Here is a 24,299-nt window from a genome sequence, read left to right as displayed (position 1 = left end):
CCGTGAGAGGCCCTGTCACACGATGAGCAGTACTACCAACCCGTCGACGCAGCACACGTCCACGATCGGCGCCATCGGCGCGCCCAGCCGCCGCAACACGGAGCTCGCACTGCTCGTGTTCGCCGTGGTCATCCCGGTCTTCGCCTACGCCAACGTGGGCCTCGCCATCAACGGCGAGGTGCCGGCCGGGCTGCTGAGCTACGGCCTGGGCCTCGGCCTGCTGGCGGGCGTCGGCCACCTCGCCGTGCGGAAGTTCGCGCCGTACGCGGACCCGTTGCTGCTGCCGCTGGCCACGCTGCTCAACGGCCTGGGGCTCGTCGCCATCTGGCGCCTGGACCAGTCCGAACTGCTGCAGCAGATCAAGCAGGCGGGCACCGCCGCGCCCCGGCAGCTGATGTACACCGCGATGGGCATCGCCCTGTTCGTGGCCGTGCTGGTCTTCCTCAAGGACCACCGTGTCCTGCAGCGCTACACGTACATCTCCATGGTCGGCGCACTGTTCCTGCTGCTGCTCCCGCTGGTGCCGGGTCTCGGCCAGAACATCTACGGCGCCAAGATCTGGATCAAGGTCGGCAGCTTCTCCATCCAGCCCGGTGAGTTCGCCAAGATCGTCCTGGCGGTGTTCTTCGCCGGCTACCTGATGGTGAAGCGGGACGCGCTGGCGCTGGCCAGCCGCCGTTTCATGGGCCTCTACCTGCCGCGCGGCCGTGACCTCGGCCCGATCCTGGTCGTGTGGATGGTCTCGATCCTCATCCTGGTCTTCGAGACCGACCTCGGTACCTCGCTGCTGTTCTTCGGCATGTTCGTGATCATGCTGTACGTGGCCACCGAGCGGACCAGCTGGATCGTCTTCGGTCTGCTGATGTCGGCCGTCGGCGCCGTCGGCGTCGCCAGCTTCGAGCCGCACATCCAGCAGCGCGTGGACGCCTGGCTGGACCCGATGAAGGAGTACACGCTCTCCCGCGCGGGCGTGGGCGGCCACTCCGAGCAGGCCATGCAGGCGCTGTGGGCGTTCGGCTCCGGCGGCACCCTCGGCACCGGCTGGGGCCAGGGCCACTCCGAGCTGATCCGGTTCGCCGCCAACTCCGACTTCATCCTCGCCACCTTCGGCGAGGAGCTGGGCCTGACCGGCCTGATGGCGCTCCTGCTGCTGTACGCGCTGATCGTGGAGCGCGGCGTGCGCACCGCCCTCGCCGCCCGCGACCCGTTCGGCAAGCTGCTCGCCATCGGTCTGTCCGGCGCCTTCGCGCTCCAGGTCTTCGTGGTCGCCGGCGGCGTCATGGGCCTGATCCCGCTGACCGGTATGACGATGCCGTTCCTGGCCTACGGCGGTTCGTCCGTCATCGCGAACTGGGCGCTGATCGGCATCCTGCTGAGAATCAGTGACACCGCGCGCCGTCCGGCCCCCGCGCCCGCCACCAACCCCGACGCCGAGATGACCCAGGTGGTCCGCCCGTGAACAAGCCCCTGCGCCGGATCGCGATCTTCTGTGGCCTGCTCGTCCTCACTCTGCTCATCCGGGACAACTGGCTGCAGTACGTACAGGCCGACGAGCTGAGGACCGACGAGAACAACCGCCGTGTCGCCATCGAGCGCTACGCCTCACCGCGCGGCGACATCATCGTCGAGGGTGAGCCCATCACCGGGCACACCACCACCAAGGGCGACTTCAAGTACAAGCGCACCTACAAGGACGGCCCCATGTGGGCCCCGGTCACCGGCTTCGTGTCCCAGGCGTACGGCGCCAACCAGCTCGAGGCCATCGAGGACGGCATCCTCACCGGCAACGACGACCGCCTCTTCTTCCGCAACACGCTCGACATGCTGACGGGCAAGAACAAGGAAGGCGGCAATGTGGTCACCACCCTCAACGCCGCCGCGCAGAAGGCCGCCTACAAGGGCCTGAAGAAGCAGGGCGGCAAGGGTTCCGTGGTGGCGATCGAGCCGTCCACCGGCAAGATCCTCGCGATGGCCTCGTACCCGTCGTACGACCCGTCCACCATCGCCGGCAGCAGCCTCGACACGGACGCCGAGGCGTGGAGCAAGCTGCAGAAGAAGAACAACCCGGACGACCCGATGCTGAACCGGGCGCTGCGCGAGGTCTACCCGCCCGGATCGACCTTCAAGGTCGTCACCGCGGCCGCCGCCCTGGAGCACGGGCTGGTCGCCGACGCCGACGAGAAGACCGAGACCCCGCTGCCGTGGGTCATGACGGGCACCAAGACCGAACTGAAGAACGAGGGCAACCTGCCCTGCGAGGACGCCACCCTGCGCGAGGCGCTGCGGGTGTCCTGCAACACCGTCTTCGGCAAGGCCGGCGCCGACCTCGGCAACGACAAGATGCTGGAGACGGCCAAGAAGTTCGGTTTCACCGAGGAGCAGTTCACCCCGGTCCGCGCGACCGCCTCGGTGTTCTCGGACAACATGGAGCCGTCGCAGGTGGCCCTGTCCTCCATCGGCCAGTTCAACACCGCGGCCACCCCGCTGCAGATGGCCATGGTGGCCTCGGCCGTCGCCAACAACGGCAGCCTGATGAAGCCGTACATGGTGGACGAGCTCCAGGCCCCGAGCCTCGACGTCATCGAGAAGACGGACCCGGAGGAGATGAGCCGGCCGCTGTCGGCGAAGAACGCGCAGATCCTCCAGTCGATGATGGAGACGGTCGTCGAGGACGGCACGGGAACCAACGCCAAGATCGACGGCGTCACCGTCGGTGGCAAGACCGGTACCGCTCAGCACGGTGTGGACAACAGCGAGAACCCGTACGCATGGTTCATCTCCTACGCCAAGACCGACGACGGCAGCTCCCCTGTCGCCGTGGCGGTCGTGATCGAGGACGAGAACGCCGTGCGTGACGACATCTCCGGTGGCGGTCTCGCCGCACCGATCGCCAAGAGCGTGATGGAGGCGGTCCTGAAGGGCAAGCAGTGACGCCCATCACGTCTGCCTCACATCGGTGCACGTTGCGGTACCGGTCCTGTATCGGCTGACGTACTTGGCCAGGTCACACAGAACGAGCCGGGTACGGTAGGCCCGGACGGCAGCCTCCGGCGGCACAAGTGTGCTGCCCGGGACCGACGGAGAGGGCTGGTAGGTAGCTATGGAAGAGCCGCGTCGCCTAGGCGGCCGGTACGAGCTGGGCCCGGTGCTCGGCCGTGGTGGCATGGCGGAGGTTTACCACGCACATGACACCAGGCTCGGACGCCAGGTGGCGGTGAAGACGCTGCGCGCGGATCTCGCGCGCGACCCGTCCTTCCAGGCCCGGTTCCGCCGGGAGGCCCAGTCGGCCGCCTCGCTCAACCATCCCGCGATCGTTGCGGTCTACGACACGGGCGAGGACTACATCGACGGGGTCTCCATCCCGTACATCGTCATGGAGTACGTCGACGGCTCCACGCTCCGTGAGCTGCTGCACAGCGGCCGCAAGCTGTTGCCGGAGCGCACGCTGGAGATGACCATCGGCATCCTCCAGGCGCTGGAGTACTCCCACCGGGCCGGCATCGTCCACCGCGACATCAAGCCCGCGAACGTCATGCTGACGCGCAACGGCCAGGTCAAGGTCATGGACTTCGGCATCGCCCGCGCGATGGGCGACTCCGGCATGACGATGACCCAGACCGCGGCGGTCATCGGCACCGCGCAGTACCTCTCGCCGGAGCAGGCCAAGGGCGAACAGGTGGACGCGCGTTCCGACCTGTACTCCACCGGCTGCCTGCTCTACGAGCTGCTGACCGTCCGGCCGCCCTTCGTGGGCGACTCGCCGGTAGCGGTCGCCTACCAGCACGTACGGGAGGAACCGCAGCCGCCGAGCGTCTTCGACCCCGAGATCACGCCCGAGATGGACGCGATCGTACTGAAGGCGCTGGTCAAGGACCCCGACTACCGCTACCAGTCGGCCGACGAGATGCGCGCCGACATCGAGGCCTGCCTCGACGGCCAGCCCGTCGCGGCGACCGCGGCCATGGGCTCGGTCGGCTACGGCGGCTATCCGGACGACCAGCCGACGACGGCGCTGCGTGCGGACGCCGGCGGGGCCACCTCGATGCTGCCGCCCATGAACCCGGACGACGGCGGTTACGGCTACGACGAGCGTCAGAGCCGTCGCCGCCCGCCGAAGAAGAACAACACCTCCACGATATTGCTGGTCGTGGCAGGTGTGCTGGTCCTGATCGGCGCCGTCCTGATCGGCCGCTGGGCGATCAACGGCAGCGGCGGCGTGGGCAACAGCACTGTCCCGACCCCGAACTTCGTCGGCGAGACGAGGGCGGCCGCCCAGAAGCTCGCCGACAACAGCGACTTGACGTTGAACTTCACCGACAAGCCCTGTGAGAACCAGGCCAAGGGCAACATCTGCTCACAGGATCCGAAGCCCGGGACCAAGGTGGACAAGGAGTCCACCGTCGAGCTGGTGGTCTCCACCGGGGCGCCGAAGGTCGCGGTGCCGAGCGTGATCGGTGACGACATCGACGACGCGAAGGCCGAACTCGAGAGCGACAAGTACCAGTTCGTCGTCGAGGTCAAGGAAGAGGTGAGCGGCGAGGAGCCGGGCACCGTCACCAAGCAGGACCCGGGTCTCGGCGAAGAGGTCGAGAAGGGCACCACCGTCACGCTCACCGTCGCCAAGGCCGAGGACAAGGCCACGGTCCCGGACGTCGTCACCAAGAGCTGTGACGACGCGAAGGCCCAGATGACGGCGAACGACCTCGTGGGCACCTGCGTCGAGGAGGAGACCGACGACCCCAACCTGGTCGGGAAGGTCATCCGCACCTCGCTCCAGGCGAACACGCAGGTCAGCAAGGGCACCGAGGTGCAGATCTTCATCGGCAAGGCGAAGGCGGCCGAGAAGGTGGCCGTGCCGGAGATCAACGGCAAGAGGCTCGAGGACGTCCAGCGCATCCTCGGGGAGGCGGGACTCGCCGTCGCCGGTGTCACCGGTCCGAACGACCCCAACGCCCGCGTCTTCGGGTCCAACCCGACCCAGGGCACCCCGGTGGACAAGGGCACGGGAGTGGCCCTGTTCACGGTCGGCGGAGGCGGCGGCGGTGACGGCGGCCTCTTCGGTAACCGCTGACCCGCGATAGGCACCCCGCACGACAGGAGCCCCGGACCCCTCTTCGGAGGGGGCCGGGGCTCTCTTCGTCGGCCGGGGGCTCTCTTCGTCGGTCCGGGGCCTCGGGCGCGAGGCGCCCGGGTCAGTTCAGTTCCTCCGGCGGAGTGCGGTTCTCGTCCACCTTCTCCTTGCGGACCAGTTCGCCCCAGACGATGTAGCGGTACGTGCTGGTGTAGATCGGCGTGCAGGTCGTCAGCGTGATGTAGTGACCGGCCTTCTTGCGGCCGGACTCCGCCGGGACCTTGGCGAGGACGTCGACGTTGTACTTCGAGGTCTCCGGGAGGATGCCGAAAACCTTGTAGACGTACCAGGTGTCCTTCGTCTCGAAGACGATCGGGTCACCCTTCTTGATGTGGTGGATGCCGTGGAACTTGGCGCCGTGGCCGTCCCGGTGGGCGGCGAGGGAGAAGTTGCCCTTCTTGCCGGACGTCGGCAGGGTCGCCTTCACGGGATCGGTGTAGTAGCCGGCCACGCCGTCGTTGAGGACCTTCATCGACGTGCCCTTCTCGACGAGGATGTCGTCGCCGCTCATCGCGGGCACGTGCAGGAAGCCGATGCCGTTCTTGCTGTCGTAGACAGCGGGTGCGCTCTTGTCGCCGCCGTCGGACTCCTGGGCCCAGGAGTCACGCACCTTGTCCGCCTGCCGGTCCGCCGCGCGGTCCGCGACGACGTTCGTCCACCACAACGAGTAGACGACGAACAGGCCCAGCACCACGCCCGCGGTGATGAGCATCTCCCCGAAGAAGCTGATCACCAAGGCCACCGGCCCCAGGCGGCGGCGTGCCCTGGGCGGCGGGGACGCGGGCGCGTCGGAGTGCTGTGCGGTGTCGTCGGCGGTCGCTGCCACGTTTCCTCTGCCCTTAACTGACGAGCGCATCCGGCTTGCCCTTGCTGCGCGGCCGTTCCTCGACCATCTGACCCCAGACGATCAAGCGGTACTTGCTGGTGAACTCAGGTGTGCACGTGGTCAGCGTGATGTAGCGGCCGGGCCCGGTGAAGCCCGAGCCCTTGGGCACCGGTTCGAGGACGCTCACGTTGCTCGGTGGCGTCACCGGCAGCGTCGACGCCGTCTTGTACACGAAGTACGTGTCCTGCGTCTCCACGACGATCGGATCGCCCGGCTGCAGCCGGTTGATGTACCGGAACGGCTCCCCGTGCGTGTTGCGGTGGCCCGCGAGTCCGAAGTTGCCGGTCTTCGCGTCCGGCATCGCCGTCTTCAGCGCGCCCTCCGCGTAGTGGCCGACCATGCCCCGGTCGAGGACCTTCTTGCTGTTGATGCCCTCGGCGATCGGCACCACCACGTCCAGCTTGGGTATGTGCAGCAGCGCGAAGCCCTGGCCCGGCTCGAACGCCCCCGGTTGGCGCTCGCCGTTCGCCCAGTCCTGCTGGAGGTCACTGGCCTCCTTGCCGGCCTGCGCGTGTGCGCGCACGTTCGTCCACCACAGCTGGTAGGTGACGAACAGCAGCATCAGCACGCCGGTGGTGATGAACACCTCGCCGATGGCCCGGCTCGCGACGACCGCCGGGCTCGCCTTGCGCGCCCGCGCCTGCCGACGCGCCTCGACCCGGGACAGCGGCGCCCGTGACGCCCTCTCAGAGGCGTCGTCACGGCCCTGCCCGGCCGATGACCCGTCGGCGGCCTTGTGGGAGCCTCCACGGCGCCCCTGCCGCTTCTTGGCCGCCTTCCTGCGGGCCGCCCGGCCCCCTGGAGCGGGGGCTTCCTCGCGTACCGCGCGCTCCGGCGGGTCCGGGACGCGCAGCGCGACGGTCTCCTCGTCGATCGGCGGCAGCCGCGTGGTGGCGTCGGCGGCGGTGCCCGCGTAGGGGTCGGGCGTCGCCGCCCCGCCGTACCAGCCGTCCCCGTACGCGCCCTGGACCCCGTACGGCTGCCCGCCGTACGAGGTGCCCTGGTCGCCGGCGCCGTACCCATGGGCGCCGGACTCGCGCTCGGGGCGCAGCGCGGTCACGCCGAGGACCTGCCCACCACCGGGGCGAGCCCCGCGGATCTCGCCACGGCCTCCGTGTCACCGCACTCCGCGAGCCAGTTGGCCAGCATCCGGTGGCCGTGCTCGGTCAGCACCGACTCGGGGTGGAACTGCACCCCTTCCACCGGGAGTTCACGGTGCCTGAGTCCCATCACGATGCCGTCCGCGGTACGGGCCGTGACCTCCAGCTCCGCCGGGACCGTGGCCGGCTCGGCGGCCAGCGAGTGGTAGCGGGTGGCCGTGAACGGGGAGGGCAGCCCGGCGAAGACGCCCCTGCCCTCGTGCGTCACCGGGGAGGTCTTGCCGTGCAGCAGCTCGGGAGCGCGGTCGACCACGCCGCCGTACGCCACCTGCATCGACTGCATGCCCAGGCAGACGCCGAAGACCGGCACCCCGGTCGCGGCGCAGTGGCGCACCATGTCCACGCAGACCCCGGCCTCTTCGGGGGTGCCGGGGCCCGGGGACAGCAGCACGCCGTCGAAGCCGTCCTGGGCGTGGCCCGTCGACACCTCGTCGTTGCGCAGGACCTCGCACTCGGCGCCCAGCTGGTACAGGTACTGGACGAGGTTGAAGACGAAGCTGTCGTAGTTGTCGACGACGAGAATGCGCGCGCTCACTGGTTGTCCACCGTCACATCGTTGAAGGGCAGCAGCGGCTCCGCCCACGGGAAGACGTACTGGAAGAGGACGTAGACCACGACGGTGATCAGCACGAGTGAGATGAGTGCCCTCACCCATCCGTTGCCCGGCAGATGCCGCCAGATCCAGCTGTACATGCCGTCCCTTCCGTCGTACCACGGCACCAGACCCACGCCGTACGCCACCAGACTAACGGCGCAACGCCCTCTGTTTCCCGGCCTCCACAGGCTGTGTGACAAGCCGACCGGAGGCCGCGTACACCTCTGAGTACGTGCCGCGGGGCCGATCGCCTCGATCAGCCCCGCATGTTCCACGTGAAACCAAGGACGGACTGGACGAGCCCGGCCCGGTCCGGGTGTTAGTCGACGGGTTCCGCGTAGTGCAGGTCCACCGTGCCGGAGTAACCGGGCAGCGTCTTGGTGCCCTCGTCCTCGACCTTCCAGCCGAGGCCGTAGACGTTGACGTACACCATGTAGTTCTGGATCGCCGGTGAGGCGGCGAGCGCCTTCTTCAGCTTCTCCGGCTCCCCGACCGCGGTGATCGTGTACGGCGGCGAGTAGACGCGGCCCTGAAGGATCAGGGTGTTGCCCACACAGCGCACCGCGCTGGTAGAGATCAGCCGCTGGTCCATCACCTGGATGCCCTCGGCGCCGCCCTGCCACATCGCGTTCACCACGGCCTGGAGGTCCTGCTGGTGGATGACCAGGTAGTCCGGCTGCGGTTCGGGATAGCCGGGGAGCTTGGCGGTGGCGTCCGGCGGGGCGTCGTTCAGGGTGACCGTGATCGCCTTGCCCTTCAGCTCCTGCGTGCCGGCGCGCTCCTCCAGCTCGGCGAGCTTGGCGTCCTCCGCCTCGGTGCTGCCGTCGTCCCGCTCGGCCAGGGCCTCGACGTCCTTGCGCAGGGCGCCGTTGGACTCGTCCAGCTCACCGTTCTTGCGGCTGCGCTCGTGGATCAGGTCGGAGAGCTTCAGCAAGGAGGCGTCGGTGCGGATGTTCGTGCCCTTGGCCGTGTCGAAGCTGATGAAGAAGAGAAGGCCCGCGAGGGCGAAGATTCCCGCGGTGAGCACCCGCACCGGTCGCACTCGGCGCGGGCGGGGTGCGGGACTGGATTCCGTCCCCGGGAAGTCGGCAGAATTGCTCAACGTACCCTTATCTCCTTCGGCGCCGCGGAAGCACTACGCTAACGGACGCCCGGGGGAGCACTCAGAGTCCCCTTGTACGCTGCCCCGAGCCCGACCCAGACCCTGCGCGGCCACGCAGCGCATCGACAGGAGAGACCCTCGTGCCGAAGTCACGTATCCGCAAGAAGGCCGACTACACGCCGCCTCCGGCCAAGCAGACGGCCGCGATCAAGCTGACCAACCGCGCCTGGGTCGCGCCGGTGATGCTGGCCCTGTTCCTCATCGGCCTGGCTTGGATCGTCGTGTTCTACGTCACCGACGGCTCGCTGCCCATCGACGCGCTGGGCAACTGGAACATCGTGGTGGGCTTCGGCTTCATCGCCGCGGGGTTCGGCGTCTCCACGCAGTGGAAGTAGGGCCGGACCGGGCGCGGACCGTGCCCACCGGTCACTGAACGCAGCCCTGCCCGGAGGGGTTCCAGCAGCTCTGGGCAGGGTTATCCCCTAAGTTATCCACAGCCCTTGTCCACATGTGGACAGGGAACCCGATCTGTGGATAACCCCCTCCGAGGTTGACGCCGGTGTGACAGAAACACCACCAACCGAAAGCTTGTTCGCATGTGGGTTGACCTGCAGAAAGAGCGGTCCGTACGCACGCCAGGTGACCCGGTCGCACCGTATGCACAAGATCCGCCACCGTCTGTGGACAAACCCCTGAATCACGTGAGCTGTGCGGTCCTCAGCAGGGTGATCAGCACGACCGCCGCCAACACCACCGCACAGGTTCCGTACTGCACCAGCGCCCGCCGCTCACGCGGGGCGTGCACCATGGCGTAGCCGATGACGGCACCGGCGACCAGCCCGCCGATGTGCGCTTCCCAGGCGATGCCGCTCCACCCGAAGGTGAAGACGAGGTTGATCACCAGCAGGGCGATGATCGGCCGCATGTCCTGGCGGAGCCGGCGCATCAGCACGGCGGTGGCGCCGAACAGGCCGAAGACGGCACCGGACGCACCCAGCGAGGCGGAGGTCCCCGCAGCCAGCAGATACGTCAGGGCGCCGCCGGCCAGACCCGAGATCAGATAGAGCGCCAGATAGCGCGCCCGGCCCAGATGCTGCTCCAGCGGTCCGCCCAGCCACCACAGGCCCAGCATGTTGAAGCCGACGTGCCAGAACTCCTCGTGCGTGAACATCGAGGTCAGCAGGCGGTACCACTCGCCCTCCGCCACGCCCTGGGTCGGCAGGAACGGCGCCGGCGGCCAGGTGCCGACCAGAACGAGGTCGTTCAGCAACGACGACTGGATGTTCACGGCCAGGAAGACCGCCAGGTTGATCCCGATGAGGATCTTCGTCACCAGCCGGGGATCCGCCGCGATGCTTCCGCCGGCCAGCGTGCGGGGCGCGGAGACGGACGGCGCGTGCCCGGTGCCCCCACCACTGCGGACGCATTCCGGGCACTGGAATCCCACGGACGCGTCGACCATGCACTCCGGACAGATCGGCCGCTCGCACCGGGTGCAGCGGACACCGGTCTCACGGTCCGGATGGCGGTAGCAGCCAGGGGCGCGCCCGGCGTCCTGAGCGCTGTCGGCGGCCTGGTCGTCCATGAGATCCCCTAGGTCGTTGGAAAAACCCCGCCCCGCCCATCCTTACGGATGAGCGGGGCGATTGGTTCCCTTCGAGGCTTTCGCCCTCGGGGACGAGGGGTCAGCCCTCGTTGATCTCGACCGACTCGATGACCACATCGTTCACCGGGCGGTCGGTGCGCGGGTTGGTCGGCGCCGACACGATGGCGTCGATGACCTTCTGGCTCGCGCCGTCGGTGACCTCACCGAAGATCGTGTGCTTGCGGTTCAGCCAGGCCGTCGGGGCGACGGTGATGAAGAACTGCGAGCCGTTGGTGCCCGGGCCGGCGTTGGCCATTGCCAGCAGGTAGGGCTTGTCGAAGCGCAGGTCCGGGTGGAACTCGTCCGCGAACTGGTAGCCGGGGCCGCCGGTGCCGTTGCCCAGCGGGTCACCGCCCTGGATCATGAAGCCACTGATCACCCGGTGGAAGACCGTGCCGTCGTAGAGCTTGTCCGTGGTCTTCTGGCCGGTCCGGGGGTGGGTCCACTCCCGCTCGCCCTTGGCGAGCTCGACGAAGTTCTTGACCGTCTTCGGCGCCTGGTCCGGGAAGAGCCGAACCTGGATGTCGCCGTGATTGGTCTTCAGGGTGGCGTAGAGCTGCGTAGCCACGATGTGCCTTCCGTTGTCTTTCCGTGACTCCCTGATCCTCGCACGGACCGGGCGTCGAGTCGCCCGGCCTTCGTGCACAGAGAGTGCCTCCGGGTCGCTTCCCTCACGAAAGCCGTCACGAGTCCTCCCGTGACGGGGGCACATCGCACCGATCCGTGGCATCGTCGGCGACAAGCACCCGTTGCACCGTATTCGTCCGCTTGCCCTCGATATCGCCGTTCTTGATATCGCCGTCGGTCACCGAGGACGGCACCCGTTCGCCCGCCCACGCATGCCGCGTGGCGACCCGGCAGGCATGATCCGTAAAAGGGTGGAAAGTCGAAATACCGTACGCCACCGAGGAGGAGGAACTCGTGACCCGCATCGACAGCGTGCGCGCCGCGACCGGTTCGGCGAAGGACAGCGTGCTGCACGCCGCGGAAGTGGTGGCGCCCTACGCCGACACGGCCAAGGTCAGGGCCGCGCACTACGCACAAGAGGCCCGCGTACGGCTCGCGCCCAAGGTGACGCAGGCCGCAGGACAGGCCCTCGTCCAGTACGGCACTCATGTGCAGCCGTACCTGGAGCAGGCCCGGACCCATATGCCGCCGAAGGTCGACAAGGCCGCCCAGCAGGCCGCCGTTCGTACGCGCCTGGCCGCTCGCCAGGCCGCGGAGTATTCGCGGCCGGTGATCGAACAGGCGGTGGCCGCCGCCGGACCGGCGCGCGAGGAGGCCGCGGCCCGCAGCGCAGCCGCTCTCGCCGCCCTGCGGGGCCAGGTATCGGCCCAGCAGATTCAGAAGCTCGTGCGCAAGCAGCAGCGGCGGGCGAAGGCGGGCCGTGCCGCGAAGACGGTCCTGATCCTGGGGGCCGTGGTCGGCGGAGCCTTCGCCGCGTGGAAGTGGTGGGACAAGCAGGCCAACCCGGACTGGCTGGTGGAACCGCCGGCCGCGACGGACGTGTCCGGCTCGACCACTCTGACGTCGGTCGACGGCAGCGACGTGGGCGCCCTCGATCCGGAGGTCGAGGCCAAGGAGGCCGAGGAAGAGGCCGCCAAGCGCGACGAGACCTGACGGTCGGCAGCACCCCGCACGACGCGAACGGCGCGGGGGGGGGGGGGGCCGGGGGCCCCCGCCCCCCCCCCCCGTTGACGAGGAAAAACAACCCCCCCCCCCCCGGGGCGGGGCCCCCCCCCCCCCCCCCCCGCGCCGGGGGGGGGGGGGCCCCGGGGTGCCCCCCCCCCCCCCCCGCGCCGTTTCACGTGAAACAAGACCCCTCGCACCGCGTTGCCGCAGGTGGGAGGGGTCTTCCCTGTGGAGCCTAGGGGAGTCGAACCCCTGACATCTGCCATGCAAAGACAGCGCTCTACCAACTGAGCTAAGGCCCCGGAAGGAAAGCGTCCACCAGGAGAAACACGTCCCGGCAGGCGCCCGACACCAGAGTACCGGGTCCCCCCGGGGGTTCCGCAAAAAGATTGGGGGTCCCCGTGACCAACCACTCTCCGTAAGATGCTCGGCGTGGTTCGCTCTAGCGAACCCACGGTTCATGGGGAAGCGATGGGGAGACGCAATGGACGCCGCACAGCAGGAAGCCACCGCCAGAGCGCGGGAACTGCAGCGGAATTGGTACGGGGAGCCGCTGGGGGCGCTCTTCCGTAGGCTCATAGACGACCTGGGCCTCAACCAGGCCCGGCTGGCGGGGGTCCTGGGACTGTCCGCACCGATGCTGTCGCAGCTGATGAGCGGCCAGCGGGCGAAGATCGGCAACCCGGCCGTGGTCCAGCGCGTGCAGCTGCTGCAGGACCTGGCGGGGCAGGTGGCCGACGGCAGCGTGAGCGCCGCCGAGGCGACCGAGCGCATGGAGGAGATCAAGAAGTCCCAGGGGGGATCCGTGCTCACCAACACCACGACGAGCACGACCAGTTCGGGTGCGCCCACGGTGAAGCGCGTGGTCCGTGAGATCCAGTCCCTGTTGCGTTCGGTGGCGGCGGCCGGCGACATCATCGAGGCCGCCGACACCCTGGCGCCCTCACACCCCGAGCTGGCGGAGTTCCTCCGGGTCTACGGAGCCGGCCGCACGTCCGACGCGGTCACGCACTACCAGTCCCACCAGAACTGACGCACCTCCCGGCGGCCGAAGGGGGTTCGGCCGCCGGTGACACGTGCGACGCAGGCGAAGCGGGCCAGTAGCGGGGGCTCAGGGGGAGTCGTATCGCTCGTCATGGGGGAGAGACAGGGGGACACCTCAGGGGGAGGAGCGACGTACAGCCATGGGTGAGGTCTTCGCCGGCCGGTACGAGCTGGTCGACCCGATCGGACGCGGGGGCGTCGGAGCCGTCTGGCGTGCCTGGGACCACCGCCGTCGCCGCTACGTGGCGGCGAAGGTCCTGCTGCAGAGCGACGCCCATTCGCTGTTGCGCTTCGTGCGTGAGCAGGCGTTACGGATCGACCATCCCCATGTCCTCGCCCCCACCAGTTGGGCCGCCGACGACGACAAGGTCCTGTTCACCATGGACCTGGTCGCCGGAGGGTCCCTGGTCCACCTGGTCGGCGACTACGGGCCGCTGCCGCCCGCGTTCGTCTGCACCCTGCTCGACCAGTTGCTCGCGGGACTCGCGGCGGTGCACGCGGAGGACGTGGTGCACCGCGACATCAAGCCCGCCAACGTGCTCCTCGAAGCCACCGGCACGGGCAGGCCCAGGCTGCGGCTGTCGGACTTCGGCATCGCGATGCGGCTGGGCGAGCCCCGGCTGACCGAGACCAACCTGGTGGTCGGCACACCCGGGTATCTGGCCCCGGAGCAGATGATGGGCGCCGAACCGGACTTCCCCGCCGACCTGTTCGCCGTGGGTCTGGTCGCGCTGTATCTGCTCGAGGGCGCGAAACCGGACGCCAAGGCCCTCATCCAGTACTTCGCCGACCACGGAACGCCCGGGGCACCCCAGGGCATCCCCGAGCCGCTGTGGCAGGTCGTGGCCACCCTGCTCCAGCCCGCCCCGGAGGCCCGCTTCCGCACGGCCACCGGGGCGCGCAAGGCGCTGGCCTCGGCCGCGGAGCTGCTGCCGGAGCCGGGGCCCGACGACGAACTGATCGAAATCTTCGACCAACTGGGCCCGCTGCCCGCCGGTTTCGCCCCCGAAGGCCCGCTGAGGAAGGCGTCCGGGCTGCGTCCGGGGGTGGATGACCTGACCAGAGAGGGCGAGGCCACGGGCGGGAGACCCGGGACGCCCGGGGCACCTCCGCCCGGAGCCGAGGAGACGACCGACTCCGTGGTGGGCGGCCCACCCGCACCGGCCCCCGTCGATCCACGCCAGGGCACCACCGGCTCCCCCACGACGCCACCGGGCGCCGTCCCGCGGCCCGGGGGCATGTCGGACACCGGCAGCTTCCCCCTGCCGCCGCCCGAGGGCGCCGCGCCTGCCGCGCCCTCCCTCTTCACCCCGCCAGGGCCCTCCGTGCCCGCTCCTCGCTCCCCCCAGCGCCCTTCTCAGCCCCCGCAGTACGCGCCTCATCCCCCGTACAGCGGCCACCAGCAGCCCGCGTCCGACGTCTCCCCCTACGAACCCACCCATCCGCCGCACTCCCCCCTGCCGCAACCGCCCGTACGGCCCGATGCCTCCACTGCTGAATACACCGCCGAGTCCTCGCGGGTTCCGCCTCCGGACACGGTTCCGGCGCCGCACACGGCAGGCCCCCGGTCGCACCGCCGACGCGGCAACCGCCGGCCCGGCCCTCCGGCGCGGGTGACCGTGCCCGTCCTGCTGCTGGCCCTGGCCTGTTACGCCGTGGGGTTCTGGGCCCTCACCCGCATCTGAACTCGGGCCCAGGGGACCCAGGCGTCCCGGGACCGCAGGACTCCGGGACTCCGGGATCGCGGGACTCCGGAACCACCGGACTACGGGACCGCGGGACCCCGGAACCACCGGACTACGGGACCGCAGGACTCCGGGGCCGCGGGGCCGTGAGGCGGACCCGCCGCTGTCGCACGCACGCACGCACGATCCCGTGCCCCACCCAGGTGACCGCCTCTACACCGCGGCCCGCCGCCGGGCCACCACCGTCCACAGCCCGAGCCCCACCACCAAGGCGCTCCCGGTGCCGATGCCGCCCGCCGCGAGCACCCGGTACAGGGTGTCGCCGTCCGCGCCGCCCTCCCCGGCGCCGGCCGTCCCCCCGCCGCTCCCCGCGACCGTGAAGACGTCCGACGGCACGGCACGACCCGCGTAACCGGGCCTTTCCTGCGCCGCCCCGCTCTGCCGCACGCGCAGCGTCAACGGCACGGGCCCGTCGCCGAACTTCTCCGCGACCTCCGCGGAGAGGTGCGCGACGAGGTAGTACGCGCCGGCGAACCGCATCGCCGTGACCTGCCGGCCGGAGGCGTGCCGGTTCTCGTACGCCACCGGAGGCAGGGGCTTGAGCGCCTTCGCCTTCTGGCCGCCGTCGTAACCGATGCCCAGGTCCTCGACGTGGCCGCGTACCGGGTTGTAGAGGTCCAGGTCGAGCGCGGAGGCGACGTAGCCGGAGGTGTCCGTGCCGGAGCTGCCGAGTTCGGCGGTGGCGTGGAGCTGCCGGCCCCAGTCGACGGGCACCTGGTAGAAGAGCGTCTGGCCCGGCCGTATGTCGTCCCGCCACACCCCTTCGCCGAGCGGGGTCGCCTGCGCGAAGCCCTCGCCGCCCGGACGCCGTTGGGCCTGGCCCTGGGCGGGGGCGGGCGTGGCCGAGTTCCACGCGTCGGGCGCACTCGTGGGGCCCGCCGTCTCCAGCCGGGGCTCCGACACCGTGGTGAGCTCCAGCTCCCAGGGGTCGGGGGAGGCGTCCCGCGCGTCCGGTGCGGCGCGTTCCACGGTCACGTAGTACGTCCCGGCCTCCGCGCACAGGCTTCTCCTGGGGGAGATCTCCCGCATGGCCCACGCGGCGACGGGGCGGGGGGTGCCGGGTGCGCCGAGGTTCGCCGTGTCCACGTCGCAGGAACGGCCGTCGGTGTCCTCCACCGTCACCTTGACGCCGTCGGCGGCGGAGACGGTGCGTCCGGGCGGCGGAACGGCGGTGGCGGAGACGTAGGCGGTGGCCGTGTCGTCCAGTTCCAGGCGGTAGTACACCGCGCCGGCCGCCGGGAGAGTGCTGCGGTAGGTCCGGCCGGGCTCCAGTTCCACGGCGTCCGCGGTGCTCGGGGCCCCTTCGACCCGCTGCGCGTCCGCGGCGAAGACGTAGGCGGGGGTGGTGTCCTCCTCGACGGCCCGGGCCTGCTGCGCCGGCAGTACCGGCCCCAGGACGAGCGCGACCACCAGGCCCAGACGCCTGACGGCGGGGTGCGGGCCCCGCCCCGACGACCGCGCCGTGCTCCGCGCCGTGCCCTGCCGTCCCCTCACGCGCCCCCCTCGTCGCCGTCGCCGGGCCTCGCACCGTGCCGCCCATCCTGCACCGCGGGCGCGGCACGGCCACAAGGTCCCGGCCACACAAAACCCCGACCGCATCTGCGGCCGGGGTCTGTTCAGCGTCGTATGTCGGTACTCACGAACCCGTGGGCACGGAGTCAGTCGCCTCCGTCCACAGATCCTGCTCGGCGCGATCCGCCTGGATCTGGCGGTACACGAGGAGCCCGCCGATGGCGGCCAGTGCGACCAGGAGAAGCTTCTTCACCGCGCGACCTCGTCTTTCCTTGACGTAGGGGACCTCTGGCGCCCGACTATACACACCGGCCGATACCGATCGGTGACCTGCGTCGCCGCCTCCAACTGCCCTCGGAGGCAACTGGATCCACGCGGCGCGGACGGTCCGATCGGAGGGTGATCACACCCGCACGCACGGTGTCTTTTGCTCCCTTTCCTCATCTCTCCAGGGCTTTTCCGCCCTCATACGCCCATCCGAGTGGTGTTCATCTGAACATCCACGCGGCACGGGCGTCGGTCCACCACTTCGAGGCCCTCATACACATCATGAGGAAAGTACGCAAATCGCCCAACCCGAAAGTGAGGGGCCATGGCCAGGAACAAGGTCATGAAGCTGTGGAACACCGTCGTCACCGCCTTCCTCGCGCTGTGCACGGCGCTCGGTCTCATCACCACGGCCGCCGCGGCGGCCGTACCGCAGACCGGCGAGACCCGCAACAGCGACAGCGCGTCCACGACGGAGGCGCCCGCGCCGGCGACGTCCCTGTGGTCCTGGCCACTGGTCAGGGCACTGCCCCCCACGATGAAGCAGCGCATCCACGCCGAGGCGCACGGCAAGTCCCCCAGCTGCCGGCACCGGCCCCACGAGGACGCCGCCGCGGAGCCGGAGAGCACCGAGGAACGGCATCGGAGCGCGGAGCGGGACTCGACCGCACGACCGGATGCCGAGCTGGTCCCCGCACACTGTTCCGAGGACTCGGCCTCCACCCTGCCCGCGCCCGCCGCCGCCGGCCGCATCCCGCTCCAGCGCTGAGGCCCTCGGCCCGCTGTTTCCGACTCGACCCTCCTCGTGCCGTCGCTGCTTCCCGGAGTCCTGGCGAACTTGCGTACAGCACAACGGCACGACACGAGCCGAACACCCCCGTGGACCCCGGTCGGCATCCGACCGGGGTCCGGGGCGTACCCGATACACGAGCCCGACGGGCCATGAGCCCGCCGCGACGATCCCCCTCACACGCCCGCACACGGCTATGTGAGCGACTGACAGGCCCTGACAGCACTCAAAGGGACCAAGGGCCCATGGGTGCCCCCCAACGACGTCTCCGAGCCCTCAGAGCGGGTTCAGGCGGCGCCTCAGCAGGCAGAACACGTTGCCCTCCGGGTCGGCGAGGACGTGCCACGACTCCTCGCCGGTCTGACCGATGTCGGCGGGCCGCGCCCCCAGCTCCAGCAGCCGTTCGAGCTCGGCGTCCTGGTCGCGGTCGGTGGCGTTGACGTCGATGTGCAGCCGCGGCTTGCCCGGCTGCGGGTCGTCGTTGCGGCTGAGGACGATCGTCGGCTGCGCGCCCCCGAACCCTTCACGGGGACCGATCTCGATGTCGTCCCCGTCGCGTTCCAGCTCCACGAAGTCCAGCACCTCGCACCAGAACCGCGCCAGCAGCTCCGGGTCGCGGCATTCGAGTACGAGTTCACCGATACGGCTCGCCATGAACGGGACCCACTTCCACCTCGGGATCATCCGGCCCGGCCGTACGGGGAGTCTCACGCCCGCACCCCGGCACGCGCCCGCGACCGTACCGGGCGATGACGGGCCGGCGCGAGGCACTCACCCCACCTCGCCCCGTCCGGCCCACAACCCCCGGGACATCAGAAGACCCCCAGTCGCACCGACTGGGGGTCTCTTCTCACTGTGGGGCTAACAGGATTTGAACCTGTGGCCTCATCCTTATCAGGGATGCGCTCTAACCAACTGAGCTATAGCCCCGCCGCGCTTGCGGTGTGTGTCCCGCGCGCTGACTCCTGAAGATTAGCGCACGACCGGGGCAGTCCCAAAATCGATTGTCGGGAGGCCGTCACAGCGGGCGGCGCGCGCCCGCTGAGCAGGTCACTCGTCCTCGGCCAGCGTCAGCTCGACACCGCCCACGAAACCGGCGGAGAGGTTGTAGATGAACGCGCCCAGGGTCGCGAGCGCCGTCGCCAGGATGACGTCGATGACCGCGATGACCGTCGTGAACATCAGGACGTTGGGCAGCGACAGGAACGACTGGAGGTCGAAGCCGTTCGACCCCTCGGAGCCGGTCGCCTCGGAGATGGTGCCGCCGACCGTCGAGAACACGCCCATGGCGTCCATGACCATCCACAGCACCGCGGCCGCGACGATCGTGCAGATGCCGAGGGCGATCGACAGCAGGAAGCTCACCTTCATGACCGACCACGGGTCGGCCTTCGCCACCCGCAGGCGCGCCTTGCGCACCCGCGGGGTGGTGCTGGCGCCCGTGCGGGGCCGGCGCACCGCCCCGGTGCGGCCGGCCGCGGCGCCGGCCTGGGCCGGGTAGGCCTGCGGCGGGTGGTACGGGCCCGCCTGCTGCTGCGGCTGCCGTTCGCCCGGCAGCGGTGAGGCCGACTGAGCGGCGGCACCCTGCCCGGGTGCGGCCTGCTGCGGGCCTCGGGTGTCCGTCACGGTTCCCCCCTGGGATCCCTGCCTGGTGGACGAGGAGGCGTCGGAGACCGGCGCCTTGATCGCTTTGAGATTGGTCGTGTGCGGATCGGCCGCCCGCGCGGCGGAGCCACGGCCGCCGCCGTCCGTCCCCGTACTGGTACCGGCCGGTCCGGCGCCCGTGGCTCCGCTCACGCTGACTCACTCCTCGTGCTACTCGGAGGAGGGCGCCTCGCCCTCGTCCGTGCCGGTGGTCGCGTCCCCGTCGGCGGTCTCGTCCACGGCCACGTCGCCGTCGACTTCCTCCGCCTCGCGTCCTGCTTCGGCGTTACGGGCGATGCCGACCACGGCATCGCGCTTGCTCAGGTTGATCAGTTGGACGCCCATGGTGTCACGGCCGGTTTCCCTGATCTCGTTGACTCGCGTGCGAATCACACCACCTGACAGCGTGATGGCGAGAATTTCGTCGGTCTCCTCGACCACCAGCGCGCCGACGAGGGTCCCGCGGTCCTCGACGATCTTGGCGGCCTTGATGCCGAGGCCGCCGCGACCCTGAACCCGGTACTCGTCGACTGCGGTCCGCTTCGCGTACCCGCCGTCTGTGGCAGTGAACACGAACGTACCGGGTCGAACAACATTCATCGAGAGCAGCTCGTCCCCTTCGCGGAAACTCATGCCCTTGACGCCCGAGGTCGCGCGTCCCATGGGGCGCAGCGTGTCGTCCGTCGCCGTGAACCTGATCGACTGCGCCTTCTTGCTGATCAGCAGCAGATCGTCATCGGCCGAGACGAGCTCGGCACCGATCAGTTCGTCGTCGGTCCCGTCCTCCTGCTCGCGCAGGTTGATGGCGATGACACCGCCGGACCGCGGGGAGTCGTAGTCCTTCAGCGGGGTCTTCTTCACCAGGCCGGCCTTGGTGGCCAGGACCAGGTAGGGCGTCGCCTCGTAGTCGCGGATCGCGCGGATCTGGGCGATGGTCTCGTCCGGCTGGAAGGCCAGCAGGTTGGCCACGTGCTGTCCGCGCGCGTCGCGGCCGGCGTCGGGCAGCTCGTACGCCTTCACGCGGTAGACGCGGCCCTTGTTGGTGAAGAACAGCAGCCAGTGGTGCGTCGTGGACACGAAGAAGTGGTTGACGATGTCGTCTTCCTTCAGCTTCGCGCCGCGCACCCCCTTGCCGCCACGCTTCTGCGCCCGGTAGTCGTCGGTCTTGGTGCGCTTGATGTAGCCGCCACGCGTGACCGTGACGACGATGTCCTCCTCGGCGATCAGGTCCTCGATGGACATGTCGCCCTCGTACGGGATCAGCTTCGTCTTGCGGTCGTCGCCGAACTTCTCGACGATCGCCGCCAGCTCCTGGCTGACGATGCCCCGCTGGCGCACCGGGGAGGCGAGGATCTCGTTGTATTCGCTGATCTTCGCCTGCAGCTCGTCGTGCTCCTGGACGATCTTCTGGCGCTCCAGGGCGGCCAGTCGGCGCAGCTGCATCTCAAGGATGGCGTTGGCCTGGATGTCGTCGATCTCCAGGAGGTCCATCAGGCCGCCGCGCGCGATCTCGACGGTGTCGCTGCGCCGGATCAGCGCGATGACCTCGTCGATGGCGTCCAGGGCCTTCAGCAGACCACGCAGGATGTGCGCCCGCTCCTCCGCCTTGCGCAGCCGGAAGCGCGTACGGCGGACGATGACCTCGATCTGGTGCGTGACCCAGTGCCGGATGAAGGCGTCCAGGGACAGCGTGCGGGGCACGCCGTCCACCAGGGCCAGCATGTTGGCGCCGAAGTTGCTCTGCAGGTCCGTGTGCTTGTACAGGTTGTTCAGGACGACCTTGGCGACCGCGTCCCGCTTCAGCACGATGACCAGGCGCTGACCGGTGCGCGAGGACGTCTCGTCGCGCACGTCGGCGATGCCGCCGACCTTGCCGTCCTTCACCAGGTCGGCGATCTTCTGCGCGAGGTTGTCGGGGTTGGTCTGGTACGGCAGCTCCGTGACCACCAGACACTGGCGGTTCTGGATCTCCTCGACCTCGACCACCGCGCGCATGGTGATCGAGCCGCGGCCCGTGCGGTACGCCTCCTCGATGCCCTTGCGGCCCACCACCAGGGCGCCGGTCGGGAAGTCGGGGCCCTTGATGCGCTCGATCAGCGCGTCCAGCAGCTCCTCGTGCGAGGCCTCGGGGTTCTCCAGGTACCACTGGGCGCCGGCCGCCACCTCGCGCAGGTTGTGCGGCGGGATGTTGGTCGCCATGCCGACGGCGATACCGGCCGAACCGTTGATCAGCAGGTTCGGGAAGCGCGCCGGCAGGACGGTCGGCTCCTGGGAGCGGCCGTCGTAGTTGTCCGTGAAGTCGACGGTCTCCTCGTCGATGTCACGGACCATCTCCATCGACAGCGGCGCCATCTTGCACTCGGTGTAGCGCATCGCCGCAGCGGGGTCGTTGCCCGGGGAGCCGAAGTTGCCGTTGGAGTCCACCAGCGGCATCCGCATCGACCACGGCTGCGCCAGGCGGACCAGCGCGTCGTAGATCGAGGAGTCGCCGTGCGGGTGGTAGTTGCCCATGACGTCGCCGACGACGCGGGCGCACTTGTAGAAGCCGCGCTCGGGGCGGTAGCCGCCGTCGTACATCGCGTACAGCACACGGCGGTGGACGGGCTTGAGGCCGTCACGGACGTCCGGCAGCGCACGCGACACGATGACGGACATCGCGTAGTCGAGGTACGACCGCTGCATCTCCGTCTCGAGCCCGACGGGCTCGACACGCATGGCGGCGGCGTCCACGTCCTCAAGAGGCGTGACGGGAGTGTTCTCGTCGGTCATTGCTGGTGAAGGTCCTTCCTGGTGCGGTCAGCTGAGACCGACTCAGATGTCGAGGAAGCGGACGTCCTTGGCGTTGCGCTGGATGAACGCGCGGCGTGCCTCGACGTCCTCGCCCATCAGGACCGAGAACAGGTCGTCGGCCTGGGCGGCGTCGTCCAGGGTGACCTGGCCGAGCACGCGGTGCTCCTGGTCCATCGTGGTGATACGCAGTTCCTCGGCGTTCATCTCGCCGAGACCCTTGAAGCGCTGGACGGAGTCCTCGCGGATGCGCTTGCCGGCGTTGCGGCCCATCTCGATCAGCGCGTCGCGCTCGCGGTCGGAGTACGCGTACTCGAAGTCGTCCTTGCCCCACTTGATCTTGTAGAGCGGGGGACGGGACAGGAACACGTGTCCGGCCTCGACCAGCGGCCGCATGAAGCGGAACAGGAACGTCAGCAGCAGGGTGTTGATGTGCTGGCCGTCGACGTCGGCGTCCGCCATCAGGATGATCTTGTGATAGCGGAGCTTCTCGATGTCGAAGTCCTCGTGCACGCCGGTGCCGAACGCGGAGATCATCGCCTGGATCTCCTGGTTCTGCAGGATCCGGTCGATGCGCGCCTTCTCGACGTTCAGGATCTTGCCGCGGATCGGGAGGATCGCCTGGTACTCGGGGTTACGGCCGGACTTGGCCGAACCGCCGGCGGAGTCACCCTCGACGATGAAGATCTCGCACTTGGTGGGGTCGTTCGACTGGCAGTCGGACAGCTTGCCCGGCAGGGACGCCGTCTCCAGCAGGCCCTTGCGGCGGGTCAGGTCACGCGCCTTGCGGGCCGCCACGCGCGCGGTGGCCGCCGCGATGCCCTTGCGGACGATGTCCGCGGCCTCGTTGGGGTTGCGGTCCAGCCAGTCGGCGAGGTGCTCGTAGACGACCTTCTGCACGAAGGTCTTCACCTCGGTGTTGCCCAGCTTGGTCTTGGTCTGGCCCTCGAACTGCGGCTCGCTCAGCTTCACCGAGATGATCGCGGTCAGACCCTCGCGGATGTCGTCACCCGTGAGGTTGTCGTCCTTGTCGCGCAGCAGCTTCTTGTCGCGCGCGTACTTGTTGATCAGCGAGGTCAGCGCGGCGCGGAAGCCCTCTTCGTGCGTACCGCCCTCGTGGGTGTGGATGATGTTCGCGAAGGAGTACACGCCCTCGGTGTAGCCGCCGTTCCACTGCATGGCGACCTCGAGGGACAGGTGACGGTCCTTGTCCTCGGCCTCGAGGTCGATGACGGTGGGGTGGACCACCTCTCCCTTGCGGGAGTTGAGGTACTTCACGAAGTCGACGATGCCGCCCTCGTAGTGGTACGAGACGGTCTTGACCTCGTCCTTCTCGTCCTCGCCGGCCTCGTCCGCACCGGCGGTGGCCTTCGCCGACTCCCGCTCGTCGGTGAGGTTGATCTTCAGACCCTTGTTGAGGAACGCCATCTCCTGGAAGCGCCGGGAGAGCGTCTCGAAGGAGTAGTCGGTGGTCTCGAAGATGTCGCCGTCGGCCCAGAAGGTGACCGACGTGCCGGTCTCCTCGGTGGCCTCGTGCTTGACCAGGGGCGCGGTGGGGACGCCCAGCTTGTAGTCCTGCGTCCAGCGGTGGCCGTCGGTCTTGACCTCGACGGCGACGCGCGTCGACAGCGCGTTGACCACGGACACGCCCACGCCGTGCAGACCGCCGGAGACCGCGTAGCCGCCGCCGCCGAACTTGCCGCCCGCGTGCAGCACGGTCAGGACGACCTCGACGGCGGGCTTGCCTTCGGAGGGGACGATGCCCACCGGGATGCCACGGCCGTTGTCGACGACGCGGACGCCGCCGTCGGCCAGGATCGTCACGTCGATCGTGTCCGCGTAGCCGGCCAGCGCCTCGTCGACCGAGTTGTCGACGACCTCCTGCACCAAGTGGTGCAGTCCCCGCTCGCCGGTCGACCCGATGTACATACCGGGTCGCTTACGGACCGCGTCCAGGCCCTCGAGGACGGTGATGGCGCTCGCGTCGTACGACGTGGCTCCCTCGTCGGTCGAGGGGCTCGCCGCGTCGGTGACGCCGGTGTCGGTGGACGGGATGTTCTCGTTGGGGTTGCCGGAATCGGCCACGAAGCGCCCTTTCTGGCACAGCACGAGCCGGGCTCGTCGGCAGGTTGCCGGAGCGGCTGCGGCATGTTGCGTTGGTAAGCCTTGATCAGCGTTGCTCAGCTCTTCCCGGACGGTCCCCACGGACGGGGCGGGATTGTCTTCCAGTCTACCGGTAGCGCTGACATCGATGGGGGTTTGCGGGCACCTGAGTCCGCATGTGGCGCCCTGAACCGGCCTCGCCCGACTCCCGATATGCGGATGGGGGCTCCAAGAGCCCCACGACGGCACTCAGCGC

Annotated in this window: 21 protein-coding genes and 2 tRNA genes; 8 read left to right on the top strand and 15 right to left on the bottom strand. The window is 69.4% G+C overall.

Translation table 11 applies throughout. The annotated features are described in order from the left end of the window. The first annotated feature begins 22 nt into the window (after positions 1–22). The 3 genes from ACIF8S_RS17700 to pknB all read left to right on the top strand — a co-directional run bounded on the left by ACIF8S_RS17700 (position 23) and on the right by pknB (position 5,071). On the top strand, positions 23–1,459 hold the full coding sequence (locus ACIF8S_RS17700) for an FtsW/RodA/SpoVE family cell cycle protein (protein ID WP_349795561.1): 1,437 nt from the start codon (positions 23–25) through the stop codon (positions 1,457–1,459). Beyond that, complete coding sequence (locus ACIF8S_RS17695) at positions 1,456–2,931, top strand: peptidoglycan D,D-transpeptidase FtsI family protein (protein ID WP_399999978.1); 1,476 nt, start codon at positions 1,456–1,458, stop codon at positions 2,929–2,931. The genes ACIF8S_RS17700 and ACIF8S_RS17695 overlap by 4 nt, the downstream gene beginning before the upstream one ends. Before the next feature lie 169 nt (positions 2,932–3,100). Then, positions 3,101–5,071, top strand: coding sequence for a Stk1 family PASTA domain-containing Ser/Thr kinase (gene pknB / locus ACIF8S_RS17690; protein WP_399999977.1), 1,971 nt, complete (start codon positions 3,101–3,103; stop codon positions 5,069–5,071). A 121-nt stretch (positions 5,072–5,192) separates the two neighbouring features. Here the strand turns inward: pknB and ACIF8S_RS17685 are convergent, their stop codons facing one another. From ACIF8S_RS17685 to ACIF8S_RS17665, 5 genes are all read right to left on the bottom strand, one after another. Then, positions 5,193–5,957: a class E sortase gene (locus tag ACIF8S_RS17685; protein ID WP_399999976.1), complete on the bottom strand. Its 765-nt coding sequence runs from the start codon at positions 5,955–5,957 to the stop codon at positions 5,193–5,195. Between the two features lie 13 nt (positions 5,958–5,970). Beyond that, complete coding sequence (locus ACIF8S_RS17680) at positions 5,971–7,077, bottom strand: class E sortase (RefSeq protein ID WP_399999975.1); 1,107 nt, start codon at positions 7,075–7,077, stop codon at positions 5,971–5,973. Then, positions 7,074–7,712 (bottom strand): aminodeoxychorismate/anthranilate synthase component II, encoded by a 639-nt coding sequence (locus ACIF8S_RS17675; RefSeq protein ID WP_399999974.1) that lies wholly within the window; start codon positions 7,710–7,712, stop codon positions 7,074–7,076. The genes ACIF8S_RS17680 and ACIF8S_RS17675 overlap by 4 nt, the downstream gene beginning before the upstream one ends. Then, a complete protein-coding gene (locus tag ACIF8S_RS17670; protein ID WP_156700673.1) occupies positions 7,709–7,870 on the bottom strand; it encodes a hypothetical protein in 162 nt (53 codons plus the stop codon). Before ACIF8S_RS17670 ends, ACIF8S_RS17675 begins: the two co-directional genes overlap by 4 nt. A gap of 221 nt (positions 7,871–8,091) precedes the next feature. Further along, complete coding sequence (locus ACIF8S_RS17665; protein ID WP_366280341.1) at positions 8,092–8,874, bottom strand: DUF881 domain-containing protein; 783 nt, start codon at positions 8,872–8,874, stop codon at positions 8,092–8,094. Positions 8,875–9,014: 140 nt separating this feature from the next. On the opposite strand from ACIF8S_RS17665, the gene crgA reads away from it, so the two are divergent. After that, positions 9,015–9,269 (top strand): cell division protein CrgA, encoded by a 255-nt coding sequence (gene crgA, locus ACIF8S_RS17660; protein WP_024886287.1) that lies wholly within the window; start codon positions 9,015–9,017, stop codon positions 9,267–9,269. A gap of 302 nt (positions 9,270–9,571) precedes the next feature. On the opposite strand, the gene ACIF8S_RS17655 is transcribed toward crgA, so the two are convergent. Then, the gene (locus tag ACIF8S_RS17655) at positions 9,572–10,459 is read right to left on the bottom strand and encodes a rhomboid family intramembrane serine protease (RefSeq protein WP_399999973.1); all 888 of its coding nucleotides are present in this window, start codon (positions 10,457–10,459) and stop codon (positions 9,572–9,574) included. Positions 10,460–10,559: 100 nt separating this feature from the next. Further along, positions 10,560–11,087: a peptidylprolyl isomerase gene (locus tag ACIF8S_RS17650; protein WP_399999972.1), complete on the bottom strand. Its 528-nt coding sequence runs from the start codon at positions 11,085–11,087 to the stop codon at positions 10,560–10,562. A gap of 353 nt (positions 11,088–11,440) precedes the next feature. On the opposite strand from ACIF8S_RS17650, the gene ACIF8S_RS17645 reads away from it, so the two are divergent. Then, a complete protein-coding gene (locus ACIF8S_RS17645; RefSeq protein ID WP_399999971.1) occupies positions 11,441–12,139 on the top strand; it encodes a DUF5324 family protein in 699 nt (232 codons plus the stop codon). A 241-nt stretch (positions 12,140–12,380) separates the two neighbouring features. Here ACIF8S_RS17645 and ACIF8S_RS17640 read toward each other — a convergent pair. Next, positions 12,381–12,453 (bottom strand) — tRNA-Ala (locus ACIF8S_RS17640). 182 nt (positions 12,454–12,635) lie between these two features. On the opposite strand from ACIF8S_RS17640, the gene ACIF8S_RS17635 reads away from it, so the two are divergent. After that, a complete protein-coding gene (locus ACIF8S_RS17635; protein WP_215210635.1) occupies positions 12,636–13,184 on the top strand; it encodes a DNA-binding protein in 549 nt (182 codons plus the stop codon). A gap of 151 nt (positions 13,185–13,335) precedes the next feature. After that, positions 13,336–14,880, top strand: coding sequence for a protein kinase (locus tag ACIF8S_RS17630; protein WP_399999970.1), 1,545 nt, complete (start codon positions 13,336–13,338; stop codon positions 14,878–14,880). Between the two features lie 213 nt (positions 14,881–15,093). On the opposite strand, the gene ACIF8S_RS17625 is transcribed toward ACIF8S_RS17630, so the two are convergent. Both ACIF8S_RS17625 and ACIF8S_RS17620 read right to left on the bottom strand, forming a co-directional pair. Further along, complete coding sequence (locus ACIF8S_RS17625; protein ID WP_399999969.1) at positions 15,094–16,434, bottom strand: hypothetical protein; 1,341 nt, start codon at positions 16,432–16,434, stop codon at positions 15,094–15,096. Positions 16,435–16,576: 142 nt separating this feature from the next. Then, positions 16,577–16,705, bottom strand: a complete 129-nt coding sequence (locus ACIF8S_RS17620) for a DLW-39 family protein (protein WP_003999697.1) — start codon at positions 16,703–16,705, stop codon at positions 16,577–16,579. Between the two features lie 339 nt (positions 16,706–17,044). Here ACIF8S_RS17620 and ACIF8S_RS17615 point away from each other — a divergent pair, with 339 nt between their 5' ends. Next, on the top strand, positions 17,045–17,488 hold the full coding sequence (locus ACIF8S_RS17615) for a DUF6344 domain-containing protein (protein ID WP_399999968.1): 444 nt from the start codon (positions 17,045–17,047) through the stop codon (positions 17,486–17,488). A gap of 297 nt (positions 17,489–17,785) precedes the next feature. Here ACIF8S_RS17615 and ACIF8S_RS17610 read toward each other — a convergent pair whose 3' ends face one another. The 5 genes from ACIF8S_RS17610 to gyrB form a co-directional block, all read right to left on the bottom strand. Next, positions 17,786–18,163, bottom strand: coding sequence for a VOC family protein (locus ACIF8S_RS17610; protein ID WP_399999967.1), 378 nt, complete (start codon positions 18,161–18,163; stop codon positions 17,786–17,788). 202 nt (positions 18,164–18,365) lie between these two features. Continuing rightward, positions 18,366–18,439 (bottom strand) — tRNA-Ile (locus ACIF8S_RS17605). A 120-nt stretch (positions 18,440–18,559) separates the two neighbouring features. Further along, a complete protein-coding gene (locus tag ACIF8S_RS17600; protein WP_349795597.1) occupies positions 18,560–19,306 on the bottom strand; it encodes a DUF3566 domain-containing protein in 747 nt (248 codons plus the stop codon). Positions 19,307–19,324: 18 nt separating this feature from the next. Next, entirely contained in the window at positions 19,325–21,922 is a 2,598-nt protein-coding gene (gyrA, locus tag ACIF8S_RS17595; RefSeq protein ID WP_399999966.1) for a DNA gyrase subunit A, read from the bottom strand. 42 nt (positions 21,923–21,964) lie between these two features. Beyond that, positions 21,965–24,025 carry a DNA topoisomerase (ATP-hydrolyzing) subunit B gene (gene gyrB, locus ACIF8S_RS17590; protein WP_349795601.1) on the bottom strand — a complete coding sequence of 687 codons (2,061 nt, stop codon included), beginning with the start codon at positions 24,023–24,025 and terminating at the stop codon, positions 21,965–21,967. Positions 24,026–24,299 lie beyond the last annotated feature (274 nt).

The sequence above is a fragment of the Streptomyces sp. NPDC085937 genome, from assembly GCF_044540535.1.
Lineage (GTDB): Bacteria > Actinomycetota > Actinomycetes > Streptomycetales > Streptomycetaceae > Streptomyces.
This window is presented reverse-complemented; position numbering and strand designations above follow the sequence as displayed.

Coding starts and splice junctions, on each gene's coding strand:
- ACIF8S_RS17700 (WP_349795561.1), top strand. CDS start 23: ATGAGCAGTACTACCAACCCGTCGACGCAGCACACGTCCACGATCGGC.
- pknB (WP_399999977.1), top strand. CDS start 3,101: ATGGAAGAGCCGCGTCGCCTAGGCGGCCGGTACGAGCTGGGCCCGGTG.
- ACIF8S_RS17670 (WP_156700673.1), bottom strand. CDS start 7,870: ATGTACAGCTGGATCTGGCGGCATCTGCCGGGCAACGGATGGGTGAGG.
- ACIF8S_RS17655 (WP_399999973.1), bottom strand. CDS start 10,459: ATGGACGACCAGGCCGCCGACAGCGCTCAGGACGCCGGGCGCGCCCCT.
- ACIF8S_RS17635 (WP_215210635.1), top strand. CDS start 12,636: ATGGACGCCGCACAGCAGGAAGCCACCGCCAGAGCGCGGGAACTGCAG.
- ACIF8S_RS17630 (WP_399999970.1), top strand. CDS start 13,336: ATGGGTGAGGTCTTCGCCGGCCGGTACGAGCTGGTCGACCCGATCGGA.
- ACIF8S_RS17615 (WP_399999968.1), top strand. CDS start 17,045: ATGGCCAGGAACAAGGTCATGAAGCTGTGGAACACCGTCGTCACCGCC.
- ACIF8S_RS17610 (WP_399999967.1), bottom strand. CDS start 18,163: ATGGCGAGCCGTATCGGTGAACTCGTACTCGAATGCCGCGACCCGGAG.
- gyrA (WP_399999966.1), bottom strand. CDS start 21,922: ATGACCGACGAGAACACTCCCGTCACGCCTCTTGAGGACGTGGACGCC.